This window comes from Bacteroidales bacterium (assembly GCA_016707785.1).
In the GTDB taxonomy this organism is placed as follows: domain Bacteria; phylum Bacteroidota; class Bacteroidia; order Bacteroidales; family UBA4417; genus UBA4417.
Map to the genome: position 1 here is coordinate 35271 of JADJGZ010000022.1, position 24275 is coordinate 59545.

Genomic DNA, 24275 nt, shown 5'->3' on the forward strand with positions numbered 1-24275 from the left:
AAAAAAAATTAACAATAATTCGTAAACTATGGAAAGTCAATCACTTGTACTTTTCTTTATTGTTGCAGTAGTCCTTGTTGGGCTAGCCTTAGTGTTCTCCAGTTACGTCCCCCCCACTTCGTACAATCCGGTTAAATTTGAGCCCTATGAGTGTGGAATTGAGACCATTGGAGGTACCTGGCTGCAATATACCGTAGGGTATTATCTCTTTGCCATTTTGTTTCTCATTTTTGACGTGGAAACAGTATTTATCTTTCCATGGGCAACTGTAATGAAAACTGCCGGGTTAACGGGATTCATTGAAATCATCATCTTCTTTTTCATACTCGGACTAGGACTGTTGTATGGATGGAAAAAACATGCATTGAAATGGGAATAAGCTCTAAAAAGGAATTCGAAACCAATGATTTCCCCATCCTCGAGCAATATGGAGGGGGAAGTATCATACTTACACAACTCGATGCGTTGGTTAACTGGGCCAGGTCAAATTCTGTCTGGCCATTGACTTTTGGTACCCGCTGTTGTGCAATAGAAATGATGGCAACCGGTGCTTCAAGGCATGATTTTGCCCGTTTCGGTTATGAAGTCGCCCGTGCGACACCACGCCAGGCAGATATGATCATCATTTCCGGATCCATCAATTATAAAATGGCCCCGGTACTGAAGAGGCTCTACGACCAGATTGCAGATCCAAAATATGTAATTGCAATGGGCGCCTGCGCTGTTTCCGGTGGTCCTTTTTACTACAATTCATATTCAATTGTAAAAGGAGCCGACCATGTGATCCCTGTTGATATATATGTCCCGGGTTGTCCGCCAAGGCCCGAAGCATTGCTTTTTGCTTTCCTACAGCTTCAGAAGAAGATTAAGAGGGAGAAGAATTTCAAAGGGATGATCAAAAAATAATCATAACAGGTAAGTGTTGTGAAAACAGCTTCAGGCAGCATTATTTATTAAACCGGAAGCAGTTACACATCGATTACTTAAAATTCATGATATGTTAAACGAAGAATTAATCACCTATCTCAGCAAACAGTTTCCCGGGGCTGAGGTGAAGCAAGGCACCCAGTATGTTGAGGTGATTGCAGGTGCTGATGAACTTCATAAGGTAGCACAGAGCCTTAAAGAATCGCAGGAAACTGCTTTCGATTATCTCGTCTGCCTTTCAGGGGTTGATTACCCGGAATATATGAGCGTAGTTTATCACCTGGAATCAACCAAATTCAAGCATTTCATTGTCCTGAAAGTAAAAACATCCGGACGTGAAAACCCTGCGATTGATACTGTTTGTGATATCTGGCCGACCGCTGAATTCCATGAAAGGGAGGTTTTTGACCTGCTTGGAGTGAAATTCAATAATCATCCGGATTTGCGAAGGTTGTTTCTTGATGAAGGCTGGGGATACCCTCTCCGCAAAGATTATGTTGATGAAATCCATATCGTAGAAAGATAGTTATGATCGAACTGATAGAAAAAAAGGTCACTTCCGATACCATTGCGACTGATGAATACCTGGTTAATATGGGTCCACAACACCCGTCAACTCACGGTGTTCTGCGTTTGCTGGTCAAACTGGAAGGTGAAATAGTACATAATGTACAACCTCACATCGGCTATATCCATTCCGGTATCGAAAAAATGACAGAATCCCTGTCATATACTCAGATTCCTCATCTCACCGACCGTATGGACTATCTCTCAGCCCATATGAATAATGAAGCGGTATCACTTTGTGTTGAAAATGCTTTACAGGTTGAGATTCCTGATCGTGTTAAATATATCAGGACTATCATGGCCGAGTTGCAACGTATTGCTTCTCACCAGCTATGGTGGTGTGCCACCGGGATGGACCTTGGTGCACTAACAACCTTTTTCTATGGATTGCGCGACAGGGAAGATATTCTTGACATTTTTGAAGAAACCTGTGGTGCAAGGCTTACCGTTAATTATAGCCTTCCGGGTGGTTTGATGTTCGATATTCACCCAAATTTCCAGAGGAAAGTAAAAGAGTTTATCAAGAAATTCAAAAAGAAACTACCTGAATATGATCAGTTGCTCACCGGGAATGTGATTTTCCAGGAACGCAGCAAAGGTGTGGGAATCCTGAGTAAGGAAGATGCCATCGCTTTTGGTGTAACAGGACCTACCGGCAGGGCATCAGGATTCAGTTGCGATGTCAGGAAGCACCATCCATATAGTGCCTATCCTCTGGTTAAATTCAATGAAGCACTGGGAACCGAAGGAGATACTTTCAGGCGTTACCAGCTGAGGATCGCTGAAATGTGGGAATCGATGGCCATTATTGAACAACTGATTGATAACATCCCTGAAGGTGATTATTCAGCTAAAATGAAAGGGGTGATCAAACTTCCTGAAGGCGAATACTACCAGCGGGTTGAATCAGCCAGGGGTGAATTTGGAGTCTTTATCGTTAGTGATGGAAAGAAAAATCCTTACCGGGTTAAATTCCGCTCACCTGGATTTTCAAACCTGTTCACTATCAATCACATAGCTAAAGGTTGGAAAATCGCCGACCTGGTTGCCATCATGGCTACCTTCGACCTGGTAATCCCGGATATCGACCGATGAGTTTTGAATGAGAAGTCCTAATTGCAAGTAAAACGATAAACCCATTATAGAATGGAATTCGAAAAATACGATTTTACACCCATCACCCAATCCATTCATCAGGCTTTGCTGGAGAGCACTACTCCCCTGCTTACTTTAATCATTGAATGGACAATCATTGGGGTTCTTTATCTCCTGTTTGTAGCTGTCTTCGGACTTTTCCTCGTTTATGCCGAGCGTAAGGTTTGTGCAGCTTTTCAACAAAGGCTTGGCCCTATGAGGGTTGGTCCATGGGGTTTACTGCAAACCATTGCCGACTTCATTAAATTGTTAATGAAGGAATTAATACAACCCAAGAGTGTTGATTCCTTTTTATACAACCTGGCACCATTTGTAGTAATTATAGTGCCATTTCTCACCATTTCTGTAATTCCATTTGCCCCCGGCTTACAAGCCCTGGATTTCGATATCGGGATTTTCTTTGTTACTGCAGTTTCTTCAGTGGGAGTAATCGGTGTATTATTAGCAGGTTGGGCCAGTAATAACAAATACTCCCTGATCGGGGGTATGCGTTCGGGAGCCCAGATCGTCAGTTATGAGTTATCAGTAGGTCTTTCATTGATCACAATGGTAATTTTGGCCGGTACAATGCAGATTTCAGAAATTGTCCTCCTGCAAAGGGAAGGCTGGTTTCTTTTCAAAGGACATATTCCTGCTGTAATTGCCTTTCTGGTATTTATCGTGGCTGGTACTGCAGAAACCAATCGTGGTCCTTTTGACCTTGCCGAAGCAGAATCGGAGCTTACCGCAGGATTCCATACAGAATATTCAGGGATAAAATTTGCCTTCTTCTTCCTGGCAGAATACATCAACTTGTTCATCGTTTCAGCCATGGCAGTAATAGTATTCCTGGGTGGATGGATGCCTTTCCATATTGGCGGCTGGGATGGATTCAATGCCATCATGGACTTCATTCCCGGATTGGTTTGGTTCTTCATGAAAGTATTGGGTATTATCTTCCTCATTATGTGGTTCAAATGGACTTTCCCAAGGCTCAGGGTCGACCAGATCCTTACCCTGGAGTGGAAATACCTGCTTCCAATCAACCTGTTCAACATACTCTTAATGGCTTTCCTGGTCCTGATGGGTTGGCATTGGTAAGATAATCTACAAAGTAAATAGACTGAAAAGAGATGAAATCATTCCTCAACTATATATCAGAAATATTCAAGGGAGTATGGACCTTACTCATTGGGATGAAGGTCACGGCAAAATACTTCTTCACTCCCTGGAAACATGTTACCCAGCAATATCCTGAAAACAGGGAGAAGCTGTTTATTGCCGAACGTTTTCGGGGTGAGGTAGTGATGCCCCACAATGAAAACAATGAGCATGCATGCACAGGCTGTGGGATTTGTGAATTGAATTGCCCGAATGGCTCTATTGAAATCATCACTAAATCGATCCTTACTGAAGAAGGCAAGAAGAAAAGAATCATCGACCAGCATATTTATCACCTGGGGATGTGCACATTCTGCAATTTATGCGTAAAAACCTGTCCTTCAGATGCAATTGTGATGGCTCAGACCTTCGAACACGCCTATTGGGATCGCACTCAACTCACCAAAGTATTGAATAAACCCGGTTCAAAGATTATGGCCGGAGTGAAGGAATAAAACAATTAGGAAACTTATAAGAAAAGAACCATGAATAGCGAGATCATGTTTTATATATTGGCCGGAATGATCCTCATCTTCTCCGTGATGACGGTTACCAGCCGCAGGATCCTCCGGGCTGCTGTCTACCTGTTATTTGTGCTCATCAGTACCGCAGGATTGTATTTCATGCTCAGTTACAGCTTCCTTGCCGCAGTGCAGCTAACGGTTTATGCCGGTGGTATCGTAGTACTTATTATATTCTCCATCCTGCTAACCAGCCATATCAGTGAAAGAGCTGTTGTTGCTGACATAAAACAGACCTTGTTATCTGCCCTTGCAGCTGTTGCAGGAGCAGTGCTTACCCTAATGACCATTCTCAGGTTTACTTTTGTTCCCACTACCCAACCTGCTACCGGAACTTCAGTAAAAGATATTGGTACAGCCCTGATCTCTTATGGAGAAAACGGTTATGCCCTTCCATTTGAAGTGATCTCTATACTCCTTCTGGCTGCAATGATCGGAGCCATTATTGTTGCCCGTAAAGAGAAATTAAAAGGAGAAAACTAGGAATCAGTAATTCCTGGAACAGAAACATAGTTTATCACAAAGCGTACCCAAAATATACCACCTAATGACCGGAACCATACCCCTTCAATTTTTCCTGGTAATCAGTACATTGATGTTTTTCATCGGGATTTTCGGGTTTCTCACCAGGCGAAACCTGATTACCATGTTAATGTCGATAGAGCTAATCCTGAATTCAGTGAATATCAATTTCGTTGCATTCAATAAATACCTCTATCCTGACCAGCTTGCAGGACATTTCTTCAGTCTTATTGTGATTGCCGTTGCTGCAGCAGAAGCTGCCGTTGCTATCGCCATCATTATCAATATCTACAGGAATTTCAGATCGATTGATGTGGATAATGTAGACCAGATGAAGAATTAATCACAATTGAATCAGCATCAGCTTATTAAGATTGATTACCTGGATAAAAACATTAGAAATAAGAACTGAATACAATTAAGCTTATGAGTAACTATTCCTATACGATACTAATCCCGCTGGTTCCCCTTGCAGTATTCTTATTTACGGGGCTTGCAGGGCATAAGATGAAACCGATGGTTTCAGGTTTGATCGGTACTGCGGGGCTTGCCTTTGGTGCTATTCTTTCCTATGTTACTGCCATTAGTTATTTCTGGACCGGGCATGCTGAAGGAACCGCCTATACTTCAATCAAGGCATTCGAGATCTCCTGGCTGAATCTGACGGATGCATTAACCATCAAACTGGGAGCTCTGATTGATCCTATTTCAGTTATGATGCTTGTGGTTGTCACTACAGTTTCTTTGATGGTGCATATCTACAGCCTTGGATATATGAAGGGAGAACGGGGATTTCACAGGTTCTTTGCATTCTTGTCTCTTTTCAGCTTTTCGATGCTGGGCCTTGTGCTGGCAACCAATATTTTCCAGATGTACATCTTCTGGGAGCTTGTTGGGGTTTCATCCTTCCTGCTCATTGGTTTTTATTATGAGAAACCCAGTGCTGTTGCTGCCTCCAAGAAGGCTTTCATCGTCACCCGGTTTGCTGACCTGGGATTCCTGATCGGTATCCTGATGCTTTCATTCAATACCAATACTTTTGATTTCCAGACCCTGGTGAATCCAACCGGTCCTGCCATCTCACAAGGTGGTGGTGCTGCTTTCATGGGATTATCTGTATTAAGCTGGTCGTTGATATTCATCTTTATGGGAGGTGCCGGGAAGTCGGCTATGTTTCCGCTGCACATCTGGTTGCCGGATGCAATGGAAGGCCCCACTCCTGTTTCAGCATTAATCCATGCCGCTACAATGGTTGTTGCAGGGGTTTACCTGGTAGCAAGGCTTTTCCCTGTATATGCACTTGGAGCGCCGGATGCACTAACGGTTGTAGCCTGGGTGGGTGGAATATCTTCACTGTTTGCGGCAATTATAGCTTGTACCCAGACTGATATAAAGCGTGTACTGGCGTATTCAACCATGTCGCAGATCGGCTATATGATGCTTGCCCTCGGGGTTTCCGGTTTCGGCGGGCATGATGGACTAGGCTTTATGGCTTCAAATTTTCACCTGTTTACCCATGCCATGTTCAAAGCCCTCCTCTTCCTGGGTGCCGGGGCAGTGATCCATGCTGTGCATTCAAATGATATGAGCGGAATGGGTAACTTGCGTAAATACCTGCCTATAACACATATCACCTTCCTGATAGCTTGTATAACCATTGCAGGGATACCGCCATTCTCAGGATTTTTCAGCAAAGATGAAATACTGGTTGCTGCCTACCATCATAACAAAATATTGTTCTTCATTGAATATGCAGTTGCCGGGCTCACCGCATTCTATATGTTCAGGCTTTATTACAGCATTTTCTGGGGCAAGGAAACACATTATCATCACACCCCTCATGAAGCGCCCTATGTAATGACAATCCCTTTGATGATACTTGCTTTTGGTGCTGTAACCACCGGATTTCTTCCTTTCCATGACCTGGTAACTTCCGATGGTTTGCCTCTTGATCTGCATACCGAATGGGGAATTGCAATTCCTTCCATTTTGATCGCTGTTTTAGGAATTGCAATTGCAACAATAATGTACAGAAAAGTAAACGGGATGCCGGAAAAAATGGCTGGAATCTTCGGTTATTTTTACAAATGGGCCTACAGGAAGTTCTACATCGATGAAGTCTATCTGTTCGTTACAAAAAAGATCATCTTCAATTATATTTCCCGTCCGATAGCATGGTTCGACAGGCATGTAGTGGATGGAACCATGAATGGAATTGCCGGTATTACCCAGTTTGCCTCTGTCAGCATCAAGGGACTCCAATCAGGAAGGGTGCAACAATATGCCTTTGTATTTATCTCTGGTGCCATAGCCCTTGTTATCATCTTCGTGTATCTCTGGTAATAAAAAACAAAATCAATGAATATATTAAGCCTTTTTGTACTGATCCCCATCCTCACTATTATTGCTATCGTATTCACTAAGAATATGAAGCAAACACGCCTGGTAAGCGCGATAGGTATGGGAATACAGCTCATCCTCTCAGGTATACTCATCTACATGTACCTTGCCGAAAGAAATGCCGGCAATACGGCTGACATGCTTTTCATGTATGATGCCCTTTGGTTTCCCACCCTGAATATTCATTATACCATCGGGGTCGACGGGATTTCTGTCGCAATGATAGCATTGACTTCTATTGTGGTATTTGCCGGGGTATTTGCATCCTGGATGGTAGAATACCTTTCAAGGGAGTTCTTCATCTCATTGATCCTACTGGCATCAGGGGTATTTGGTTTCTTTATTTCCCTGGACCTATTTACTATGTTCCTGTTTTATGAGGTGGCTGTAATCCCGATGTACCTGCTTATTGGTATCTGGGGGTCAGGTCCAAAGGAGTACTCAGCTATGAAGCTGACCATTATGCTGATGGCAGGTTCTGCACTTATCATGGTAGGCCTCCTGGGGATATATTTCAACTCAGCACCTGATGGTGGTCCACTCACCTGGAACCTGCTTGATATTTCGGCCATTACCATTCCTATTGAAATGCAGCGCTTCCTCTTTCCTTTTACTTTCATAGGATTCGGAATACTTGGAGCACTTTTTCCTTTTCATACCTGGTCACCTGATGGTCATGCCTCTGCCCCTACCGCTGTTTCTATGCTCCATGCAGGCGTATTAATGAAACTGGGAGGTTACGGTGCTTTCAGGGTTGCTATGTTCCTGATGCCAGAAGCAGCCAGGGAACAAGCCTGGATATTTATCATTTTAACCTCCATCAGTGTAGTTTATGGTGCTTTTGGTGCCATATGGCAAAAAGACCTGAAATATATCAATGCCTATTCCTCAGTGAGCCATTGCGGACTCGTTCTGTTTGCTGTGTTAATGATGAATGAAACCGCGATGAATGGAGCCATCATACAGATGATTTCCCATGGTTTGATGACAGCCCTCTTCTTCGCCCTGATCGGGATGATCTATGGCCGTACCCATACCAGGATGATTAATGAGATGGGTGGATTGATGAAGATTATTCCTTTCCTCGGAGTTGCATGGGTGATTGGTGGACTTGCCTCACTCGGTTTACCCGGATTAAGTGGATTCGTAGCAGAAATGACAGTTTTCATCGGAGCCTTCCAACACACTGACACCTTCCACCGTGTTGTGACCATCCTGGCTACTTCATCTATCGTTGTAACAGCGGTCTACATCCTCAGGGTTGTGGGAATGATCCTTTTCGGACCAGTGGTAGATGAGCACCATCTCCACCTCACGGATGCAAAATGGTATGAAAGACTTTCAACAGTTACTCTTATTGTTTCCATTGCAGCTATTGGACTAGCACCTCTCTGGTTATCAGATATGATCGGATACAGCCTGGCTCCGATGGTTGAAAAGCTTACAGGACTTCCTTTCGCCAGCTTGTTTTAGGCTGACCGGGATGTTAATTAAATGAATGAAATAAGGATTCAAAACCAATACAACCTATGAGTTTTACGGATTTTTTAACAATGAGACAGGAAATATTGCTAAGCATACTGGCATTGCTTGTCCTCATTATTGACCTTAACCTGAAACCGGGAAAAAAGGAATTTATCATCCCCATTGTAATCACCCTTTTCCTGGCGCATACGGTGGTTGGATTTTTTCCTTCTGATAACGGAGTTTTATTCGGTGGTATGTACAGGTCATCAGAACTCACCTCCATGATGAAGAACATCCTCAATGTAGGGGTTCTGATCATATTATTCCAATCGGTTGCCTGGCTCAAAAAGCCTGATAATAAGGAAAAGATCAGTGAATATTTCATCCTGCTTTTCTCCACCCTGGTTGGAATGTATTTCATGATATCTTCGGGTGATTTCCTGATGTTTTATCTTGGTCTTGAATTAGCCACCATTCCAATGGCTGCACTGGCTGCTTATACCCATCATCAGACACAATCCGCTGAAGCAGGGATTAAACTCATTCTTTCTTCTGCCCTTTCATCAGGAATACTATTGTTCGGACTTTCTCTTATCTATGGATCCACAGGATCACTCTATTTTGAAAATGTTGCACAGCTATATTCCAACAGTCCCATGCAGATACTTGCCTTCATTTTCTTCTTTGCAGGGATGGCATTCAAAATTTCACTGGTTCCTTTCCATTTGTGGACTGCCGACGTATATGAAGGATCGCCAATTAATGTGACATCCTATTTCTCAGTGATTTCGAAAGGTGCAGCTTCATTTATCCTGATCATCATCCTTTTTACAGTCTTTCACTCCATTGCTTATTTGTGGAGAGATATGGTCTACCTCATTGCAGTACTCACCATGACCATTGGTAACCTATTTGCTATGCGTCAGAAGAACATGAAAAGATTCCTGGCATTTTCTTCGATTGCACAAGCAGGTTTCATCCTTTTAGGTATCCTGGGTGGCAATGTTACTGGAATGACCTCAGTAATCTATTTTGTACTGGTGTATATATTTTCCAACCTGGGAGCTTTCGGTGTTGTTGCAGCTATATCAGCAAAAACCGGTAAAGAAACAATGGATGATTATGATGGATTATATTCAACTAATCCTAAATTGAGCCTATTAATGACCCTCTCGATGTTTTCCCTGGCTGGAATTCCACCGGTTGCCGGTTTCTTCGGGAAGTTCTTCCTTTTTACAGCAGCAGCATCTGCAGGGTATTACTGGCTCGTTTTAATAGCCGTTCTCAATGCTACGATCTCCTTGTACTATTACCTGCTGGTTGTGAAAGCGATGTTCATCAATAAAAATGAGACCCCGATTTCCTACTTTAAGAGTGATTGGGCCACAAGAATCGGTTTACTGGCCTGCGTGGCTGGTATCGCCATTCTAGGTTTCTGGAGCCAGATTTATGAACTTATTAATACCTGGAGCATAGGGATTAGTTATTAATCACATGATCCGCAATAGGGTAACCAAAAAAATCAGCATATCATGCCACTGAAAGCCAAACATATAGTAGAAGAAATTGAAGGTACCCGGTGTACCATCGTTGAGAAAGGTGCAACTGCCGACAGGGCTGCATTCCTGAAGAAACTGCTGGAATTCAATAAATTCGTGGTCATACAGGCAGAAGAAAAAAAGGAAACTGAAGAAAGTCCCACTTTATTCACCCTTGGGGTAACAGACCTGGTGTTTAACCCGGTTATTGCTGTTTATGAAATGGCTTTAAAAACACCAGAAGGCCAGAAAGTATCTCCAGCTTATTGGGATCAAAAAAGCCAGGACTCAGTAGATCAGTATTGGCTTAAAAAAGACGAAATGAAACCAGGTGGATCTGCTTGGTATTATAAAGAATAGATTTCCAACCACTTTCAAACAATCAAAAAAGCAACCGGATTTTCTCCGGTTGCTTTTTTTTGGATTTATTCTGAATCTGTTTGATTAAATGCATATTGATAATCCATAGGCAGGATTGCTTCATAATCCACAACACTTCCCCCGGCTAGGAAAACATCAATAATATTCCTTCCCATTTCAGATAATTCAGGCTTATAGTATTTCTTCAATTGTTCCCTGAAGAATTCAGTAAGAATCATTGCACCTGCATCATAACCATCGTTACCTACTTCAGGCTGATTATAGACTTTAAGAAAGCGGGAAGGGATTTTGCCACCTTCAATAGTTATATAGTTTAATTCGTAACCCAGTAACGGGCAACGGGCAGGCTGATATTGATCACTCCTTAGTTTTGCATTGCCTCTGCGGGTAAGATATTCTCTCATAAAAAGCTGAGGCTTAAATCCTACCTTCCAGATACCAATATGCTGATTTGGGGTAAGCGTAAAGCGGGTACGCGGTGTCCTTGCAATCTGATCCAGCAGCATATTGGCATGATGGATCATTTCACCGGTTGCAAAAGGCCAGTAAGAACCTACCCCTTCACTTTCCATTGCTTCAGTTCCAATGATGCTAGGATTCGCATAACCCCTGGGAGCAACAAGCCTCCATAACCAGGCAAGCGCAGGAGGCAATATGTGGAAAAGTCCAATAATACCATAGGAAGGATGATTTCTGGAGGAAGGCGGAGTGCGCACACCGAAACTTCTCACATCCACTTTAACCGGTCCATTCACAATTCCCGGAACAATTGAACGGGGAACAATAATCCTCGGATTGGGGCACTTCTTACCAGGAGCATCTTCAATGTGATCCCATATCAATGCAGTACATCCGGGCTGTGTTTCAATATTCAAAAAGAGAAGCGGACTTTTCACCTTTATGGAAAGTTTTTCAAGGAAAGGGTCATCACCATAGTCCTTTACTCCATCAACCCTTATAAACCATGAATTCTCCCCGTCGATTATTGATAGTTTGCCATTATTCATCTGGACAGAAGGATGACACAAAGCCATATCATCTGCAACCGGGTTGAATGTGCAGAACTGGGGAATAGAAATAAGACGTCGTTCACCGGTCTCAAGGTTTACACCTATCAGTACCTGGCCTTCCGGTTCCCGAACAATATGTCCCAACATTTCACTTTTTTCCCCCGCCTGAAGCCCCTTCATGCATAAAGGTAGTGATGTTATCGTATGGACTTGAAACCTGGACGGCTGAACAATGAGCCGTGATCCAGCCCTCCTTTTCACCCTTATCAAGTAATACCGCATAAAGTCCTTTCTTGGCACTCGGTCCCGGATACAAGTTATAGGAATACACCTCATGCGCAGATTCAGTCCTGTTATGCACCACCACCTGTTTGCCGCCAAAATGGGTATGACGGAAGGTCGGAGCCACAAATACAACTGATTCGATGCTAAATCCATTAGGTATGCTTTCAAAGGAAATCATTTTCTGAAGCATTGCCAGTCCAAAAGCAAAAAACGCTGCATTTGAGGGAACAATAGCTATACCTCCCACTCCCATAGAATCGGGACCCGCCTGGAAAAGAAAGACTGAAAGCGTCTGTTCCTTTAACCAGGCAAAGGTTTCATTCTGTAGTTGTGAAAAGGGATACCCGAATTTATCTGAAAAACGGACCTTATCGGTAGGAAGCTGATCAGCAATGAACATGGTATCCGGATCCCGGCGTCGCATATATGGATCCGTGAAATTGGCTGAAATGCCATTGCTTACTTTGTGCAGGACTACTTCGGTGTATAAACCCTTCCCCGGAATATCGTATTTCACTTCATAAGTCAGAGAATGGTCGCTTCCCATGGATGCAGCTAATAGCTCATCTGTATAATTATATAATGTAAAATCCTTACAATTCCGAAGAAGGTTAGAAACTGAAAGTGGCAGAAAACTACCAACATTTTCTAATATATCAATTTTATTCATTATTAGCAATATTAGCAAGTATAACTGTACCTCAAATCGGGAACAAAATTACTTACAATCCGGCTGAAATATCATTTTTGGTAATGATCTTACAATTAAATAATACTCGTGTCCAATAGTTAAAAAGTTTTTGAAAGAAGGCCTTTTTTAATAATTGCTTTTGTCTCAGTGTATAAAGATGATATTTCCAGTTTTTCAGGATGCTAACCCCAAATCAAGCATGCGGTAAATATTTCGTAACTTAGGAGAAAGAAAATGAATTATTATTGGAAAGGATAAAGAACCAAAGTCCATATTGAATTGTTTAGAGACAAACAAATCTATATATCTATATTGTTTAATGCTTAATAAAACAGTTTCTATGGCAAAAAAAGTGACTATCCTATCAATAGATGGTGGCGGGATCAGGGGTATCCTTCCGGGTGTAGTATTAGCTTACATCGAATCCCGGCTGAGGGCAAAAGAAGGTGACGCTGTGCGATTAAGTGATTATTTTGATTTGATTGCCGGTACAAGCACAGGCGGAATACTCTCATGTATTTATTTGACACCCAATAAAGATGGGCGGCCTAAGTTTACAGCCCAGGAGGCAGTTGACCTTTACCTGGAAAAAGGTAATAAGATCTTTGATGTAGGATTATGGCATAAGCTAAGAAGTGGATTAAGTGTTACTGATGAGAAATATGAAGCAGATGCTCTTGAAGACAGCCTGAAAGATTATCTTGGGAACCTCAAGTTGAGTGAATTACTAAAACCCTGTTTGATTACATCTTATGATATATTCAGGCGTAAAGCCCAATTTTTCAATAAAGCAGATGCGGTCGACAACCCGGTGAAAGACTTCCTTGTAAGAGATATTGCCAGGGCTACTTCAGCGGCACCTACTATTTTTGAAACGGCAAATATTAAATCCGTTTATGGAACACCTTACTATCTTATTGATGGAGGAGTGTTTGCGAATAATCCAGCGATGTGTGCTTATGCAGAGGCACGTACCCTGATTTCGATTCGGTATTGCATCACCCCGGAAAATGGATAAACCCATGGCTAAGAACATGCTAATGCTCTCGATTGGGACCGGTTCCAAAGGTGATCCATACAATTATAACCAGGCTAAAGATTGGGGTTTAGCGGGCTGGATACTGCCCTTGATTGATATTCTTATGTCAGGAAACTCTGAAACTGTTAACTATCAATTGCAAAAAATGTTCGCTACTATCACACTGCCTGACAATTCGGATTATTATCGTTGGGAACCTGAGCGTGCACCTGCGCAGCGGCTATGGATAATGCAAGTCCGGTAAATATGCTTGCTTTGAAGGAAGCTGGTATGCGCTTTGTTTCTGAAAACGAAGAAAAGTTAGAGTATATCGTGGAACAACTCATCGCCAATAAATAAATCAAAATCACAGAGTCATACGGCTAATGTGATGATAAAACAGGCAGGCAGAAAATCAGTATCTTTGCCTGCCTGTTTATATTAATAACACTCTTTTCAATTTCATTTCCTATGAGAATTAAGCTGCTTACTTTCATTACCGGTTTTCTTTCAATCATCTCCGTTCATGCTCAGGTGGCTGAAATAGCAACACTTAATGGTAAACTACCAGGCAATAGCGGATTCTCAATGATCTACCTGGATACCCTAAGCCAGGCCGGTTCCGAAGATTTTGCGCCGGTGAAGTAACAGCAGAAGGAAATTTTAAAATCAATGCACCTATCAGTAAGACAGATGTCTATAAATTACGGCTGGATGATAATAATTATTTAATGTTAATCTTATCCCCCGGCGAAAAGGTAAACCTGATCTCTCCCACTGCCAAACTAGGCATTGATGCGAAGATTGATGGGTCACCACAAACAGAATTCCTCTATCGTACCATTAACCTCCTTCAACCCTTTGATGCCAGGAGAGATAGTTTGAACACTCAGTATAATAACATTCAGAAATCGACGGAAAGGGATTCTCTCTCACCAATGGTTATCGCTGAATTCATGAAAAACGACTCCCTACAGAAGAATCTGCTGCTTAGGGAATTTCAAAAGATGCCGGGCACCCTGGCCTGGATGTTCCTGCAGGATAAATTTGATATGACAACAGATTTTGCTTTCATTGATCAGATGGAAAAGGCATTGTATAAATCTTATTTCATATTCCATTTGTGGAGCAATACCACAAACAGATTGACGTGGAAAGAAAAACGGCCGTTGGATCTCTGGCCCCTGACATTAAACTTGCTGACCCGGAAGGTGTGGAAAGAAGCCTTTCATCCTTAAGAGGGAAAAGTAGTCCTGATTGACTTCTGGGCATCCTGGTGTGGCCTTGCAGAAAAGAGAACCCGAATGTTGTGGAAAGCTTATGCTAAATTCAAAGAAAAAGGATTTTGAAGTATTCAGCGTTTCACTCGACAAGGATCGTGAAAGCTGGTTGAAAGCGATTGCAACCGATAAACTTGTATGGCCAAACCATGTAAGTGATCTCAAGCACTGGAAATCGGCAGGTGCAGCGGCCTATGGTGTTACCGCAATTCCCTTTACTGTCCTCATTGATAAGGAAGGAAAAATTGTAGCCAAGAAACTTCGTGGTGAGGAATTGGAGAAAAAACTTTCAGAATTACTCCATTGATCAGTAACGGGCAATCGCTCTGATTAACGAGGCTTCAGCTCTTATTTTCAAGGGGAAAGCCATAAACTCCACTTCTGAAACCTCTAACAACTGATCAAGCTTTGCCAGGTTCTCAATCATGAACCTATCTCCCTTCAAGGAATATGCTGTGAAACCGAAATGGTGATTTATCAGGCGATGGTGAATCAAATCCAACAATTCTTACACCCCTGTTCTTTAATTCCAGGGCAACTTCATCCTCAAAAACAGGGTAATCATAATAGTATTTATCATCACCCCATTTCTTGTCGTATCCGCTGCAAAACAGGATAATGGGATATTTTCAAAAACTGAAAACCATTCCTTCCGCATCCTGATTATTGCTTCACCTCTTACGTCCAATACCACGCTTTCCCTGATAAAAAACTCTGCAGGATAGCTATCAATGGTCAATTCACCTGATTTCGCATGCATTGGGGCATCCATATGAGTCCCGGTATGCATATTTGTTTCAAGCCGATGCGTAACATAACCGGCACTCTCCGGTAATGGATCACGGGTAAGGCCCGGTGATTTTTCACCTGGAAATACAGGCATTTCATGATACAAGGTATGAGTAAGGTCAACAATCGTCATTTTCTTTTCATTTTGAAATTCAGCAATAAACATCTGGAAGTTCAGAAATACCTGGCAAAATCACTCCCCGGCCTTTCTATTTCCTGCCAGCCAAAAGTAGTTCTGATTTTTCTTCTTCGCCAAGATTTTTCCAGCAAATTCCCCTGAAATCGCAGGGATAAGGATTCATACATTGTTTCCCGGGAGGTATTCCGGGGGAGTTCTTTAACTCCAGGGTGCTTTTCATCTGAATGAGCCTGTTTTCAATTAACGAAGTAAGATCATCTGCCGGAGTGGGAAGTTCCGTAAAAATGAATAACTCATCCAAAGGTGTCGCTTCGGTAATCTCATTGTTTATATTTCGGTGAATAAGGAAAAAATTCTTCAAGTCAAGTCCCGATCCCCTGATGACATATTCCTGTATATAGGCATCCTGAAAATAGGTTTCGCTGAGAGCACTGCTGCTTTTTACTTCATAAGCAATCCAACCACTTTCCTGCTTCACTAATATATCAAGGGCTACTACAACTTCATTATGAATAAAACAAGCTTCATAAATAACAGGAATGCCCTCGGCTATGGCTTTAGCTGTCTTGCTGGCAGAGGCATCACTAGGTCGTGGCATTTCTACTCCACCAGGAAACAGATCCTGTGCAAGTTTTCCAACAATATGGCCCCTTGAGAATTTGGCGAGTTGCTCTTCCGAAAGCTTGTCCCTTAGAAAAGGCCGGTGCTTGTTCAGATACAATGATTTCAAACACTGTATGCCACGTATATAGGTCGATTTGGAAAGGATAAAAGATGCCATAAATGTTTATGTTTGCAACAAAGGTATAGGATGTTTGTTGTTTATGACTAATTTCGAATCAAGTTGTCAATAACTATTCATGTTTGAAACAGGCATCATGGAATTGTTTTTCATGTCCTTGTGAATCATACTCAAAATCAACATCAATAAAGAATTATGATCAAAAAGTACTGCTTAATCCTTATTGTTTTCCTTTTTGCATGTCATTCATTCCTTTTTGCTGACGCCGGACCTAAACCTTCAATGAAGTTCCGTTTGGTCTATAAAACCACTAACCCGGTGAAAGTTATCCAGGGTTGGCAGCTTGAGAGTCGTTTTCAGACCTTTAACGTATGTGATACCTTGCAACGGCAAGGTCCACAGAGATTCAATGCAAACCAGGAAACTGCAAAATCTGTTTCTTATGGTTATGAGGATTATCATAAAATCATCATTCAGTTTGAGGATAGAACCAGGGAAAGCAATGTCTTCGAAAATGAAAGTTTCAATTCGCAATATGAAATCACAGTGTTGGATGATCGCCTGGAAGTGAGGGATGTCACTCCTTTTATGAAAGATTCTTCCGTATGGTCAGCTTTTCTTAAAGCCCTGATGCTCACTCTTGCCCTTGAAATCATGGTGGCATTTGTGTATTTGAAGCTGGCAAAAAAACCACTGAAAATCCTTCTTTTTGTCATCCTGGTTAACCTGATTACCCTGCCCGTCTTTTGGTTTCTTTTTCCAATGTTTTGAATGTTGGATGGTCATTATACTTGGTGAATTGTTTGCCTTTGCCTTCGAAGCCATGTTCTTTATGGACCTGCAAGACATGGTTCAAACCCGGGGAGCATTCTTTTAAGCTTTATGATGAATGTGATGAGCCTTTAATTGGAGGCTTTGCTATTTTATTAATGATCGGTTTCTGATTCAAAAATCTTAACTTATGAAATGGATTAATGCAACGGGTATGCTTTTGCAGTTTTTGGCTTTTGGTTTGCGGCCCCTGAACTTCTGGGTGATACGAAATTAAAGGCTTTTGAGAAAGGCCTGAAAAACCTTATTGCCGCTATTCCAATGATCTTACTCATCCTGTTCATTACCGTTTTCAGTGTCTCCTCAGCAGTAAGTGGTATCCTTAAGGGAATGAATGCCAGCAGAGAAGGTGTAAATTCTTCAGAGCTCTATTCCTACTATCTCATTTTGCTCTTTGCTTTAATCCTTTACTTCATATTTGTCTTTTTCTATAAAAGGATACATATTTGGCTGGTAGAACACCTTGCCAAGCCATTATCTTATAAGCTTATTAATCAGCAATCGACACGAAAATCCGCCTTAATTGTGGGTGCGATATTATTCACGATAGGCTTTCTATGCCAGTTTATCCTGGTTTTCGTTTGAAAATCTGGCATGGAACACATAATGATAAGGAAATCACAACTCTTCTGAATAAACAGCTCCCACCAGGTTCCTCAGGTTATAGCGGGATGCCATAGTTTCTCCATATGCCCCTGCAGATCGGATTGCCAATAGGTCACCTCTGACTGTTTCAGGCAGTGTCACCATTTTACCAAAACAATCGCTGGATTCACAGATAGGACCAACCACATCATATTTCTTTATGTGTGGAGAGGTGGTTGTGAGGTTCTCAATTTTATGATAAGCCTGGTAGAGTGCAGGACGAATCAGTTCAGTCATTCCTGCGTCACAAATAGCGAAATCCACATTTATACCCTGTTTAATATATAGCACCTTTGTGATCAGGCTTCCGCATTGTGCAACAAGTGCCCTTCCGGGTTCGAGATGGAGTTCCTGACCGGGTTCCATTTCCAGGAATTCATGGAAGATGGAGAAATAGGATTCAAAATCAGGAATCGCTGAAGAATCAGGTTGCTGGTAATCGATTCCAAGGCCTCCCCCAGGTTAAGAATTTTAGGGAACAGATGCTGATGCTGAAACCACTGGTTGATTTCATTTACCCTGATACATAAATTTTTATAGGCATCCAGGTCAGTGATCTGAGAACCAATATGAAAATGAAGCCCAATAACTTCAAGATTAGGAAGGACGGAAAGTTTTTCAAGCACTACATCAAATTCCCAGGGATTGATCCCAAACTTATTCTCCTCCAACCCGGTAGTGATATATTTATGTGTGTAAGCAGGTACATTCGGATTGATCCTCAAAGTTATCCTGGCTTTCCGGCCTGATCCCCGTGCAATGGAATCAATTATTTCCAATTCCTGCAGAGATTCACAATTGAAACATAGTATTTCTGATTGAATGGATTGACTGATCTCAAGATCTGTTTTTCCAACGCCGGAAAAAACTACCTGGTCGGGTTGGAAGCCGGTTTCTATTGCCCTTAATACTTCATTACCACTCACACAATCAGCACCATAGCCTGAAGCAGATATAATTCGCAGAATTTCAGGATTGGAATTAGCTTTCAGCGCGTAATGAAGGTGAAAACCATAGGAATCAGCCAATGAAATCGCTTTTGCCAGGGTTTTCCTTAGTAAATCCAAATCATAGAAATAGAAAGGAGTATTCATCCTTCCAAATGCTTCTATGGTCTCTTTAGTAAACATGTATGCCCTTTTATTTAACTCAATTGATCCTTATGACTGAATAGTTTTGCACTCAGGCAGTTCAAAGCCTGTTTCTTATCAGAAGAGGAAACCAGGATTGATATATTGTTTTGTGATCCTCCATATGAGATCATCCTCACCGGAATTTCCTTTAATGCCTCCAGTGCCAGGCGCATGGCATTAGTATTCCCAGCAATTCCTTCACCAACAATGCATATAATTACCTGATCCTTATCAATTTCCACTGTTCCATATTTCCCGATATCTGCAATTAAACGATGAAGGTTCGTGGTGTCGTCAATCGTGAGGGAAACACTTATTTCGGAAGTGGCGATCATATCAATAGGTGTACGATAGATCTCGAAAAGCTCGAAAATCTTACTTAAAAATCCATAAGCCAGTAACATCCGGCCCGACTTGATCCTGATCGCGGTTATACCGTCCTTGGCTGCCACAGCTTTTACGGCAGCACCAATGCTGATGTCAGAAATCAATGTTCCAAAAGCATCAGGATCCAGGGTATTCTTAACCCTGACGGGAATTGAAGCCGTTTTCGCCGGTTGAATGGTAGCAGGATGAAGAATCTTGGCTCCGAAATAGGCCAACTCAGCTGCTTCATCAAAAGAAAGAGCAGCGATTGGATGGGTATCTTTAACAATCCTTGGATCATTATCATGAAATCCGTCAATGTCGGTCCAGATCTGTACTTCACTGGCATCAACAGCAGCCCCGATCAGTGAAGCCGAATAATCACTTCCTCCCCTTTTCAGATTATCAATTTCACCAAAAACATCTCTGCATATAAATCCCTGGGTAATGAAGATGGAAGTCCCGGGCAATGATGACAGCTCTCTTTCAAGGTTTTGCCTGATATAGAATGTATCCGGTTCCCCATCTCTGTCAATCCGCATAAAATTCAATGCAGGAATTAACTTTGATTCAATTCCACACTCTTCGAGATAAAACTGGAATAATGCAGTCGAGATCAATTCACCCTGGGCAAGGACACATTTTACTTCATTTGCAGTGAAAATATCATAAGCGAAACTTCTCAGGTATTCAAAATGTGACTCGAGTAAATGTAAACTCTTCTGCTTATATTCATCGAAATAATATAGCTGATGAACCACAGTTTTGTATTGATCATGAAGCTTATCAATAGATTGTAATGCTGCTTCATTCTTTTTAGAAGTATAAAAAGCAGCAATCTCCACCAATTGATTGGTTGTTCCGCTCATTGCAGATAATACCACAATTTTGGGTAAATCATCCCGGATAATTAGTGCTGCTACAAGTTTCATCCTTTCCGCAGAACCTACGGAAGTGCCTCCAAATTTCTGGATCAGCATGATCTGTCTGAATTTTTCGCCCTCGACTACTTAAAGGGCCTGTTGATTACTGTATTTATTTCCCGGGTCTTAGTCCATTAATGTCTATCCTGAAGAAATCTTCAGAAACCATTGTCATGATTAAGAAAACTAACATTTAAAAGTACCATATTGTTTCCTGCTGACCGATAAATGACCATCAACATAAGAGAACGTTCAGCTACTGATGCTACATAGAAGGTCTGTCAGACTCAGCAAAACGTACTTTATTGGATCACCAGAGGTATTTTTTGTCTTATATCGGATGAAGAAGCAGCAGCCATTAATAGATAAGTACCCTTAGAAATCACATAGTTACCAATCATGGAATCATACATTCTCAGCCTGGAAACCGGAACTTTTTGTTTGACAATCATTGTTTCTCCGGCCGGAATATGAATCCTGCTGAAACCAACGAGGTACCTGTTCCGGTTGTCGCCAGAGTTTTCAGGTGATTCCACATACAATTGTACGACTTCATCCCCGGATACTTTTCCTTTGTTGGTGACTGGTATGGAAATAGTCAGGGTATCCGTGATATTATAGGATCGCTTGTCTATTTTTATGTTTCCATACGTGAACTCAGTAAAACTCAATCCATGGCCAAATGGGAATAAAGGTTCAGATTTAAAGTACCGGTACGTCCTGTTTTCCATCGAGTAGTTATCAAAAGCCGGAAGGTCTTCAACAGATTTATAAAAGGTGACAGGCAAGCGGCCGGCAGGATTATATTTCCCAAAAATAACATCGGCTACTGCATTTCCACCTTCCTGCCCGGGATACCAGGCTTCAACAATCGCAGGGATATGCTCTTTTGCCCATGGAACAGATAAGGCACTTCCATTGGTGAGAATCAGTACAATTGGTTTCCCGGTTTTAGATAATTCTTCAAGCAGCTTTTGCTGGGATACGGGAATATCCAATGTTGTACGGTCGCCACCGGCAAACCCTTCTACTTTGACATCCATCTCCTCCCCTTCCAGGTTTGGTGAAATCCCCCCAACAAAAACCACCATGTCAGAAATTTTGGCTAATTGAATGGCTTCCTCTTTCAATTTGATGCCAGCTGCATCAACTTCACCTTCCGTGATCCCCTGAAGCCGGCGGCTCAGTATTTCAGGCCTTTCAACACCCTGGGCGTAGCTTATTTTCTGTTTCTTCCCGGCATGTGTTTGAATTCCCCTGAGGATGGTAATGGGTGAGGAAGGAGTGCCATTATAATTTCCTAAAAGAACGGAAGTATCGGCCGCATAAGGCCCAATTACAGCGATTTTACGTATTGAGGAAGAAATGGGCAGGCATTGGTCCTGATTTTTCAAAAGTACAATACTCTCCCTGGCTACTTTGAGTGCCAACTCATGATGTTCTTTTGTGTCATTTTCGACAGGTGAAATGAGAGCATACGGGGTTGAACCGGCAGGATCAAACATGCCTAACCTGAAACGGGCTTCCATCAATCTCTTTACAGCGATATCTATCTCATATTCTGAAATATAACCCAATTCCACGGCTTTAAGCAGGCTTCCATATTCCGGGCCGCAAGCCAGGTCAGTTCCGGCCCTGACTGAGAGACTTGAAGCCTGTTCAGCAGTGGGAACATACTTATGGAAATTATATATATCTGATATTGCCCAACAATCAGAGACCACATATCCCTTGAATCCCCACTTATTCCTCAGATGATCAGCAAATAAGAAACTACTGGCTGAACTGGGTACACCATATACCCTATTATAACAACTCATGACAGAATACACCTTTGCTTCTTTTACCAACACTTCAAAAGCAGGGAGATAAGTATCATAGAGATCTCTTAAAGGAGGCCAGGCATCAAAACGATGTCTCTCCGATTCAGGCCCACTATGAACCGCAAAATGTTTAGCAGTCGCAATTACCTTGAAATATTTCGGGTCATTACCTTGTAAACCGGTGACAAAAGCTTTTCCAATCTCAGCAGTGAGCAGAGGGTCTTCCCCATAGGTCTCCTGTCCCCTTCCCCACCTGGGATCCCTGAAAATATTGATATTAGGCGACCAGAACGTTAACCCCTGGTAGATACCATGCTCATTTTTCAACAGCGCTTCATTATGCTTGGCCCTCGCTTCTGTTGCAATGATGTCTGCCTCTTCCTTTATGAGCGCTGTATTCCAAGTGGCAGCCATTCCAATGGCTTGTGGAAAAACAGTAGCAATTCCATTCCTGGCAACTCCATGCAGGCATTCATTCCACCAGTTATATTCCTGGATACCTAAACGGGGAATAGCCGGTGCGGTATACTGCATCTGTGAAACTTTCTCCTCCAGAGTCATTCTGGAAACCAGGTCATTGACTCGTTTTTCAATGGAAACCTCCGGATCCCGGAATATTTCTCTTACCCCAGACGGCTTAATTTCCTGCGCACCCAGCACCTGAAGGATGAAAAGGAATCCTATGATTCCAATGAAATTCAATGATGGGAAATACTTTGCGTTGTTCATACATCCAGTTTTGAATATTTATTACAAAGTTATTAATACTAATTAATATTTTTTCAAATATTCTGTAATAACTCAGTCTAATATAATAAATTTGTACCTTTCATGACACAAAACACTTAATCAGATTGTACTATTTGTCCTGATTGTTTTGCAGGAATTACTCAATTAATATCAGTATGAAAATCCAAATAGAGCCTTTTGGCATTCTGGCATCCGGGGAAGCTACACAACTGTTTCATCTTGAAAATGACCATGGCATGAAGGCTTCAGTCAGTGATTATGGTTGTACGGTACTTTCTTTATGGGTAGCCGACAGAAAGGGTGTTTTTTCAGATATCATTACCGGTTACAGGACTTTTGAAGAATGGGTTGAAAATCCTGCATATTTTGGCTGCATCATAGGCAGGGTTTGTAACAGGATTGGAAATGCAAAATTTTCCCTTGATGGAGTAGAATATAAGGTTACACCCAATCATGAAGGCCACCAGTTACACGGGGGGATACAGGGTTTCAATAAAAAGAAATGGAAATCCAGGATCATTGATTCAAATGAAAAATGCGGTATCGAATTTAGCTACCTGAGTGTGGATGGAGAAGAGGGATTCCCGGGAAATGTCGAAGTCAGGGTAAGCTATTACCTTACCAATGACAATGAGTTTGGAATGGAATTTAATGCGGTTTCAGATAAGGCAACACCTGTAAACCTTACCAATCACTGCTATTTCAACCTTAACGGGGATGGTTCAGGAACAATTTATGACCAGGAACTCCTGATCCTGGCAGATCAGATTACTGAAACTGATAAAGACAGCATTCCTACAGGCAATTTTTTAAATGTAAAGGATACTGCTTTTGATTTTACAGTTCAGCATGCTATTGGCAAATACATACACAATTTGCCAAAAGGATATGATGATAATTACGTGCTCAGGAATCAATCCGGAACATTGATGCATGGCATCACCGCCTATGATCCTGGCAGCGGAAGGGAAATGCAGATATACACCACAGAACCAGGAGTCCAGCTATACACTTCCAACTGGTTCGATGGCAGCATTATCGGCAAATCCGGCAAGCCCTATCTTGAACATCATGCATTTGCCCTGGAAACACAACATTTCCCTGACTCAGTGAATCACCCCGGCTTTCCTGATGTGACCCTGCGGCCGGGAAAGAAGTATCATTCTGAAACCATTTGGAAATTTTCTGCCGTATAGTTCAAGGGTTTCAATGATTGAATTATTACCCTTACC

At 42.0% G+C, this 24275-nt stretch carries 22 protein-coding genes and 3 pseudogenes; 19 read left to right on the forward strand and 6 right to left on the reverse strand.

Features of this window, described 5'->3' with window-relative positions; genetic code table 11:
• Positions 1–28: 28 nt before the first annotated feature.
• The 12 genes from ndhC (at position 29) to IPH84_13110 (ending at position 10597) form a co-directional block, all read left to right on the forward strand.
• Positions 29–379 carry an NADH-quinone oxidoreductase subunit A gene (gene ndhC, locus IPH84_13055; GenBank protein MBK7174133.1) on the forward strand — a complete coding sequence of 117 codons (351 nt, stop codon included), beginning with the start codon at positions 29–31 and terminating at the stop codon, positions 377–379.
• The gene (gene nuoB, locus IPH84_13060; GenBank protein ID MBK7174134.1) at positions 370–906 is read left to right on the forward strand and encodes an NADH-quinone oxidoreductase subunit NuoB; all 537 of its coding nucleotides are present in this window, start codon (positions 370–372) and stop codon (positions 904–906) included. Before ndhC ends, nuoB begins: the two co-directional genes overlap by 10 nt.
• 91 nt (positions 907–997) lie before the next feature.
• On the forward strand, positions 998–1453 hold the full coding sequence (locus tag IPH84_13065) for an NADH-quinone oxidoreductase subunit C (GenBank protein MBK7174135.1): 456 nt from the start codon (positions 998–1000) through the stop codon (positions 1451–1453).
• A gap of 68 nt (positions 1454–1521) precedes the next feature.
• A complete protein-coding gene (locus tag IPH84_13070; GenBank protein MBK7174136.1) occupies positions 1522–2589 on the forward strand; it encodes an NADH-quinone oxidoreductase subunit D in 1068 nt (355 codons plus the stop codon).
• A gap of 51 nt (positions 2590–2640) precedes the next feature.
• A complete protein-coding gene (gene nuoH / locus IPH84_13075) occupies positions 2641–3729 on the forward strand; it encodes an NADH-quinone oxidoreductase subunit NuoH (protein ID MBK7174137.1) in 1089 nt (362 codons plus the stop codon).
• Positions 3730–3761: 32 nt separating this feature from the next.
• On the forward strand, positions 3762–4244 hold the full coding sequence (locus IPH84_13080; protein MBK7174138.1) for a 4Fe-4S binding protein: 483 nt from the start codon (positions 3762–3764) through the stop codon (positions 4242–4244).
• 30 nt (positions 4245–4274) lie between these two features.
• Complete coding sequence (locus IPH84_13085; protein MBK7174139.1) at positions 4275–4793, forward strand: NADH-quinone oxidoreductase subunit J; 519 nt, start codon at positions 4275–4277, stop codon at positions 4791–4793.
• 64 nt (positions 4794–4857) lie between these two features.
• Positions 4858–5175, forward strand: coding sequence for an NADH-quinone oxidoreductase subunit NuoK (gene nuoK, locus IPH84_13090; protein ID MBK7174140.1), 318 nt, complete (start codon positions 4858–4860; stop codon positions 5173–5175).
• Between the two features lie 83 nt (positions 5176–5258).
• Positions 5259–7175 carry an NADH-quinone oxidoreductase subunit L gene (nuoL, locus tag IPH84_13095; GenBank protein ID MBK7174141.1) on the forward strand — a complete coding sequence of 639 codons (1917 nt, stop codon included), beginning with the start codon at positions 5259–5261 and terminating at the stop codon, positions 7173–7175.
• A gap of 15 nt (positions 7176–7190) precedes the next feature.
• Entirely contained in the window at positions 7191–8705 is a 1515-nt protein-coding gene (locus IPH84_13100) for an NADH-quinone oxidoreductase subunit M (GenBank protein MBK7174142.1), read from the forward strand.
• A gap of 56 nt (positions 8706–8761) precedes the next feature.
• Entirely contained in the window at positions 8762–10189 is a 1428-nt protein-coding gene (locus tag IPH84_13105) for an NADH-quinone oxidoreductase subunit N (protein MBK7174143.1), read from the forward strand.
• Positions 10190–10231: 42 nt separating this feature from the next.
• Positions 10232–10597: a hypothetical protein gene (locus IPH84_13110; protein ID MBK7174144.1), complete on the forward strand. Its 366-nt coding sequence runs from the start codon at positions 10232–10234 to the stop codon at positions 10595–10597.
• Positions 10598–10662: 65 nt separating this feature from the next.
• On the opposite strand, the pseudogene IPH84_13115 reads toward IPH84_13110, so the two are convergent.
• Positions 10663–12583 (reverse strand): annotated as a pseudogene (locus IPH84_13115) (DUF4914 family protein).
• Positions 12584–12944: 361 nt separating this feature from the next.
• Between IPH84_13115 and IPH84_13120 the strand changes: the two are divergent.
• The 4 genes and pseudogenes from IPH84_13120 to IPH84_13135 all read left to right on the forward strand — a co-directional run bounded on the left by IPH84_13120 (position 12945) and on the right by IPH84_13135 (position 15209).
• A pseudogene (locus IPH84_13120) lies at positions 12945–13982 on the forward strand (patatin-like phospholipase family protein).
• 111 nt (positions 13983–14093) lie between these two features.
• Positions 14094–14270 carry a hypothetical protein gene (locus tag IPH84_13125; GenBank protein ID MBK7174145.1) on the forward strand — a complete coding sequence of 59 codons (177 nt, stop codon included), beginning with the start codon at positions 14094–14096 and terminating at the stop codon, positions 14268–14270.
• Between the two features lie 83 nt (positions 14271–14353).
• Positions 14354–14860, forward strand: coding sequence for a hypothetical protein (locus tag IPH84_13130; protein ID MBK7174146.1), 507 nt, complete (start codon positions 14354–14356; stop codon positions 14858–14860).
• A gap of 82 nt (positions 14861–14942) precedes the next feature.
• Positions 14943–15209 carry a hypothetical protein gene (locus tag IPH84_13135; protein MBK7174147.1) on the forward strand — a complete coding sequence of 89 codons (267 nt, stop codon included), beginning with the start codon at positions 14943–14945 and terminating at the stop codon, positions 15207–15209.
• A 216-nt stretch (positions 15210–15425) separates the two neighbouring features.
• Here IPH84_13135 and IPH84_13140 read toward each other — a convergent pair whose 3' ends face one another.
• Both IPH84_13140 and IPH84_13145 read right to left on the reverse strand, forming a co-directional pair.
• Complete coding sequence (locus IPH84_13140) at positions 15426–15824, reverse strand: cyclase family protein (GenBank protein ID MBK7174148.1); 399 nt, start codon at positions 15822–15824, stop codon at positions 15426–15428.
• Positions 15825–15900: 76 nt separating this feature from the next.
• On the reverse strand, positions 15901–16611 hold the full coding sequence (locus IPH84_13145) for a hypothetical protein (protein ID MBK7174149.1): 711 nt from the start codon (positions 16609–16611) through the stop codon (positions 15901–15903).
• 156 nt (positions 16612–16767) lie between these two features.
• Here IPH84_13145 and IPH84_13150 point away from each other — a divergent pair, with 156 nt between their 5' ends.
• Together IPH84_13150 and IPH84_13155 are read left to right on the forward strand one after the other, a co-directional pair.
• A complete protein-coding gene (locus tag IPH84_13150) occupies positions 16768–17343 on the forward strand; it encodes a hypothetical protein (protein ID MBK7174150.1) in 576 nt (191 codons plus the stop codon).
• Positions 17344–17664: 321 nt separating this feature from the next.
• The gene (locus tag IPH84_13155; protein MBK7174151.1) at positions 17665–17988 is read left to right on the forward strand and encodes a hypothetical protein; all 324 of its coding nucleotides are present in this window, start codon (positions 17665–17667) and stop codon (positions 17986–17988) included.
• A 33-nt stretch (positions 17989–18021) separates the two neighbouring features.
• Here the strand turns inward: IPH84_13155 and lysA are convergent.
• From lysA to IPH84_13170, 3 genes and pseudogenes are all read right to left on the reverse strand, one after another.
• Positions 18022–19178: pseudogene (gene lysA, locus IPH84_13160) on the reverse strand (diaminopimelate decarboxylase).
• Positions 19179–19192: 14 nt separating this feature from the next.
• The gene (locus tag IPH84_13165) at positions 19193–20527 is read right to left on the reverse strand and encodes an aspartate kinase (protein ID MBK7174152.1); all 1335 of its coding nucleotides are present in this window, start codon (positions 20525–20527) and stop codon (positions 19193–19195) included.
• Positions 20528–20772: 245 nt separating this feature from the next.
• On the reverse strand, positions 20773–23022 hold the full coding sequence (locus IPH84_13170) for a glycoside hydrolase family 3 C-terminal domain-containing protein (GenBank protein ID MBK7174153.1): 2250 nt from the start codon (positions 23020–23022) through the stop codon (positions 20773–20775).
• A gap of 176 nt (positions 23023–23198) precedes the next feature.
• On the opposite strand from IPH84_13170, the gene IPH84_13175 reads away from it, so the two are divergent.
• Positions 23199–24239, forward strand: a complete 1041-nt coding sequence (locus IPH84_13175; GenBank protein ID MBK7174154.1) for a galactose mutarotase — start codon at positions 23199–23201, stop codon at positions 24237–24239.
• Positions 24240–24275 lie beyond the last annotated feature (36 nt).

What these genes read in the sequence shown, in the direction of transcription:
- nuoK (MBK7174140.1), top strand. Translation starts at nt 4,858, where the DNA reads ATGACCGGAACCATACCCCTTCAATTTTTCCTGGTAATCAGTACATTG.
- IPH84_13105 (MBK7174143.1), top strand. Translation starts at nt 8,762, where the DNA reads ATGAGTTTTACGGATTTTTTAACAATGAGACAGGAAATATTGCTAAGC.
- IPH84_13165 (MBK7174152.1), bottom strand. Translation starts at nt 20,527, where the DNA reads ATGCTGATCCAGAAATTTGGAGGCACTTCCGTAGGTTCTGCGGAAAGG.
- IPH84_13155 (MBK7174151.1), top strand. Translation starts at nt 17,665, where the DNA reads ATGATCTTACTCATCCTGTTCATTACCGTTTTCAGTGTCTCCTCAGCA.
- IPH84_13130 (MBK7174146.1), top strand. Translation starts at nt 14,354, where the DNA reads ATGTTAATCTTATCCCCCGGCGAAAAGGTAAACCTGATCTCTCCCACT.
- IPH84_13070 (MBK7174136.1), top strand. Translation starts at nt 1,522, where the DNA reads ATGGGTCCACAACACCCGTCAACTCACGGTGTTCTGCGTTTGCTGGTC.
- IPH84_13150 (MBK7174150.1), top strand. Translation starts at nt 16,768, where the DNA reads ATGATCAAAAAGTACTGCTTAATCCTTATTGTTTTCCTTTTTGCATGT.
- IPH84_13080 (MBK7174138.1), top strand. Translation starts at nt 3,762, where the DNA reads ATGAAATCATTCCTCAACTATATATCAGAAATATTCAAGGGAGTATGG.
- ndhC (MBK7174133.1), top strand. Translation starts at nt 29, where the DNA reads ATGGAAAGTCAATCACTTGTACTTTTCTTTATTGTTGCAGTAGTCCTT.
- IPH84_13100 (MBK7174142.1), top strand. Translation starts at nt 7,191, where the DNA reads ATGAATATATTAAGCCTTTTTGTACTGATCCCCATCCTCACTATTATT.
- IPH84_13065 (MBK7174135.1), top strand. Translation starts at nt 998, where the DNA reads ATGTTAAACGAAGAATTAATCACCTATCTCAGCAAACAGTTTCCCGGG.
- IPH84_13135 (MBK7174147.1), top strand. Translation starts at nt 14,943, where the DNA reads ATGCTAAATTCAAAGAAAAAGGATTTTGAAGTATTCAGCGTTTCACTC.
- IPH84_13175 (MBK7174154.1), top strand. Translation starts at nt 23,199, where the DNA reads ATGAAAATCCAAATAGAGCCTTTTGGCATTCTGGCATCCGGGGAAGCT.
- nuoL (MBK7174141.1), top strand. Translation starts at nt 5,259, where the DNA reads ATGAGTAACTATTCCTATACGATACTAATCCCGCTGGTTCCCCTTGCA.
- IPH84_13085 (MBK7174139.1), top strand. Translation starts at nt 4,275, where the DNA reads ATGAATAGCGAGATCATGTTTTATATATTGGCCGGAATGATCCTCATC.
- nuoH (MBK7174137.1), top strand. Translation starts at nt 2,641, where the DNA reads ATGGAATTCGAAAAATACGATTTTACACCCATCACCCAATCCATTCAT.
- nuoB (MBK7174134.1), top strand. Translation starts at nt 370, where the DNA reads ATGGGAATAAGCTCTAAAAAGGAATTCGAAACCAATGATTTCCCCATC.
- IPH84_13125 (MBK7174145.1), top strand. Translation starts at nt 14,094, where the DNA reads ATGAGAATTAAGCTGCTTACTTTCATTACCGGTTTTCTTTCAATCATC.
- IPH84_13140 (MBK7174148.1), bottom strand. Translation starts at nt 15,824, where the DNA reads ATGACGATTGTTGACCTTACTCATACCTTGTATCATGAAATGCCTGTA.
- IPH84_13110 (MBK7174144.1), top strand. Translation starts at nt 10,232, where the DNA reads ATGCCACTGAAAGCCAAACATATAGTAGAAGAAATTGAAGGTACCCGG.
- IPH84_13145 (MBK7174149.1), bottom strand. Translation starts at nt 16,611, where the DNA reads ATGGCATCTTTTATCCTTTCCAAATCGACCTATATACGTGGCATACAG.
- IPH84_13170 (MBK7174153.1), bottom strand. Translation starts at nt 23,022, where the DNA reads ATGAACAACGCAAAGTATTTCCCATCATTGAATTTCATTGGAATCATA.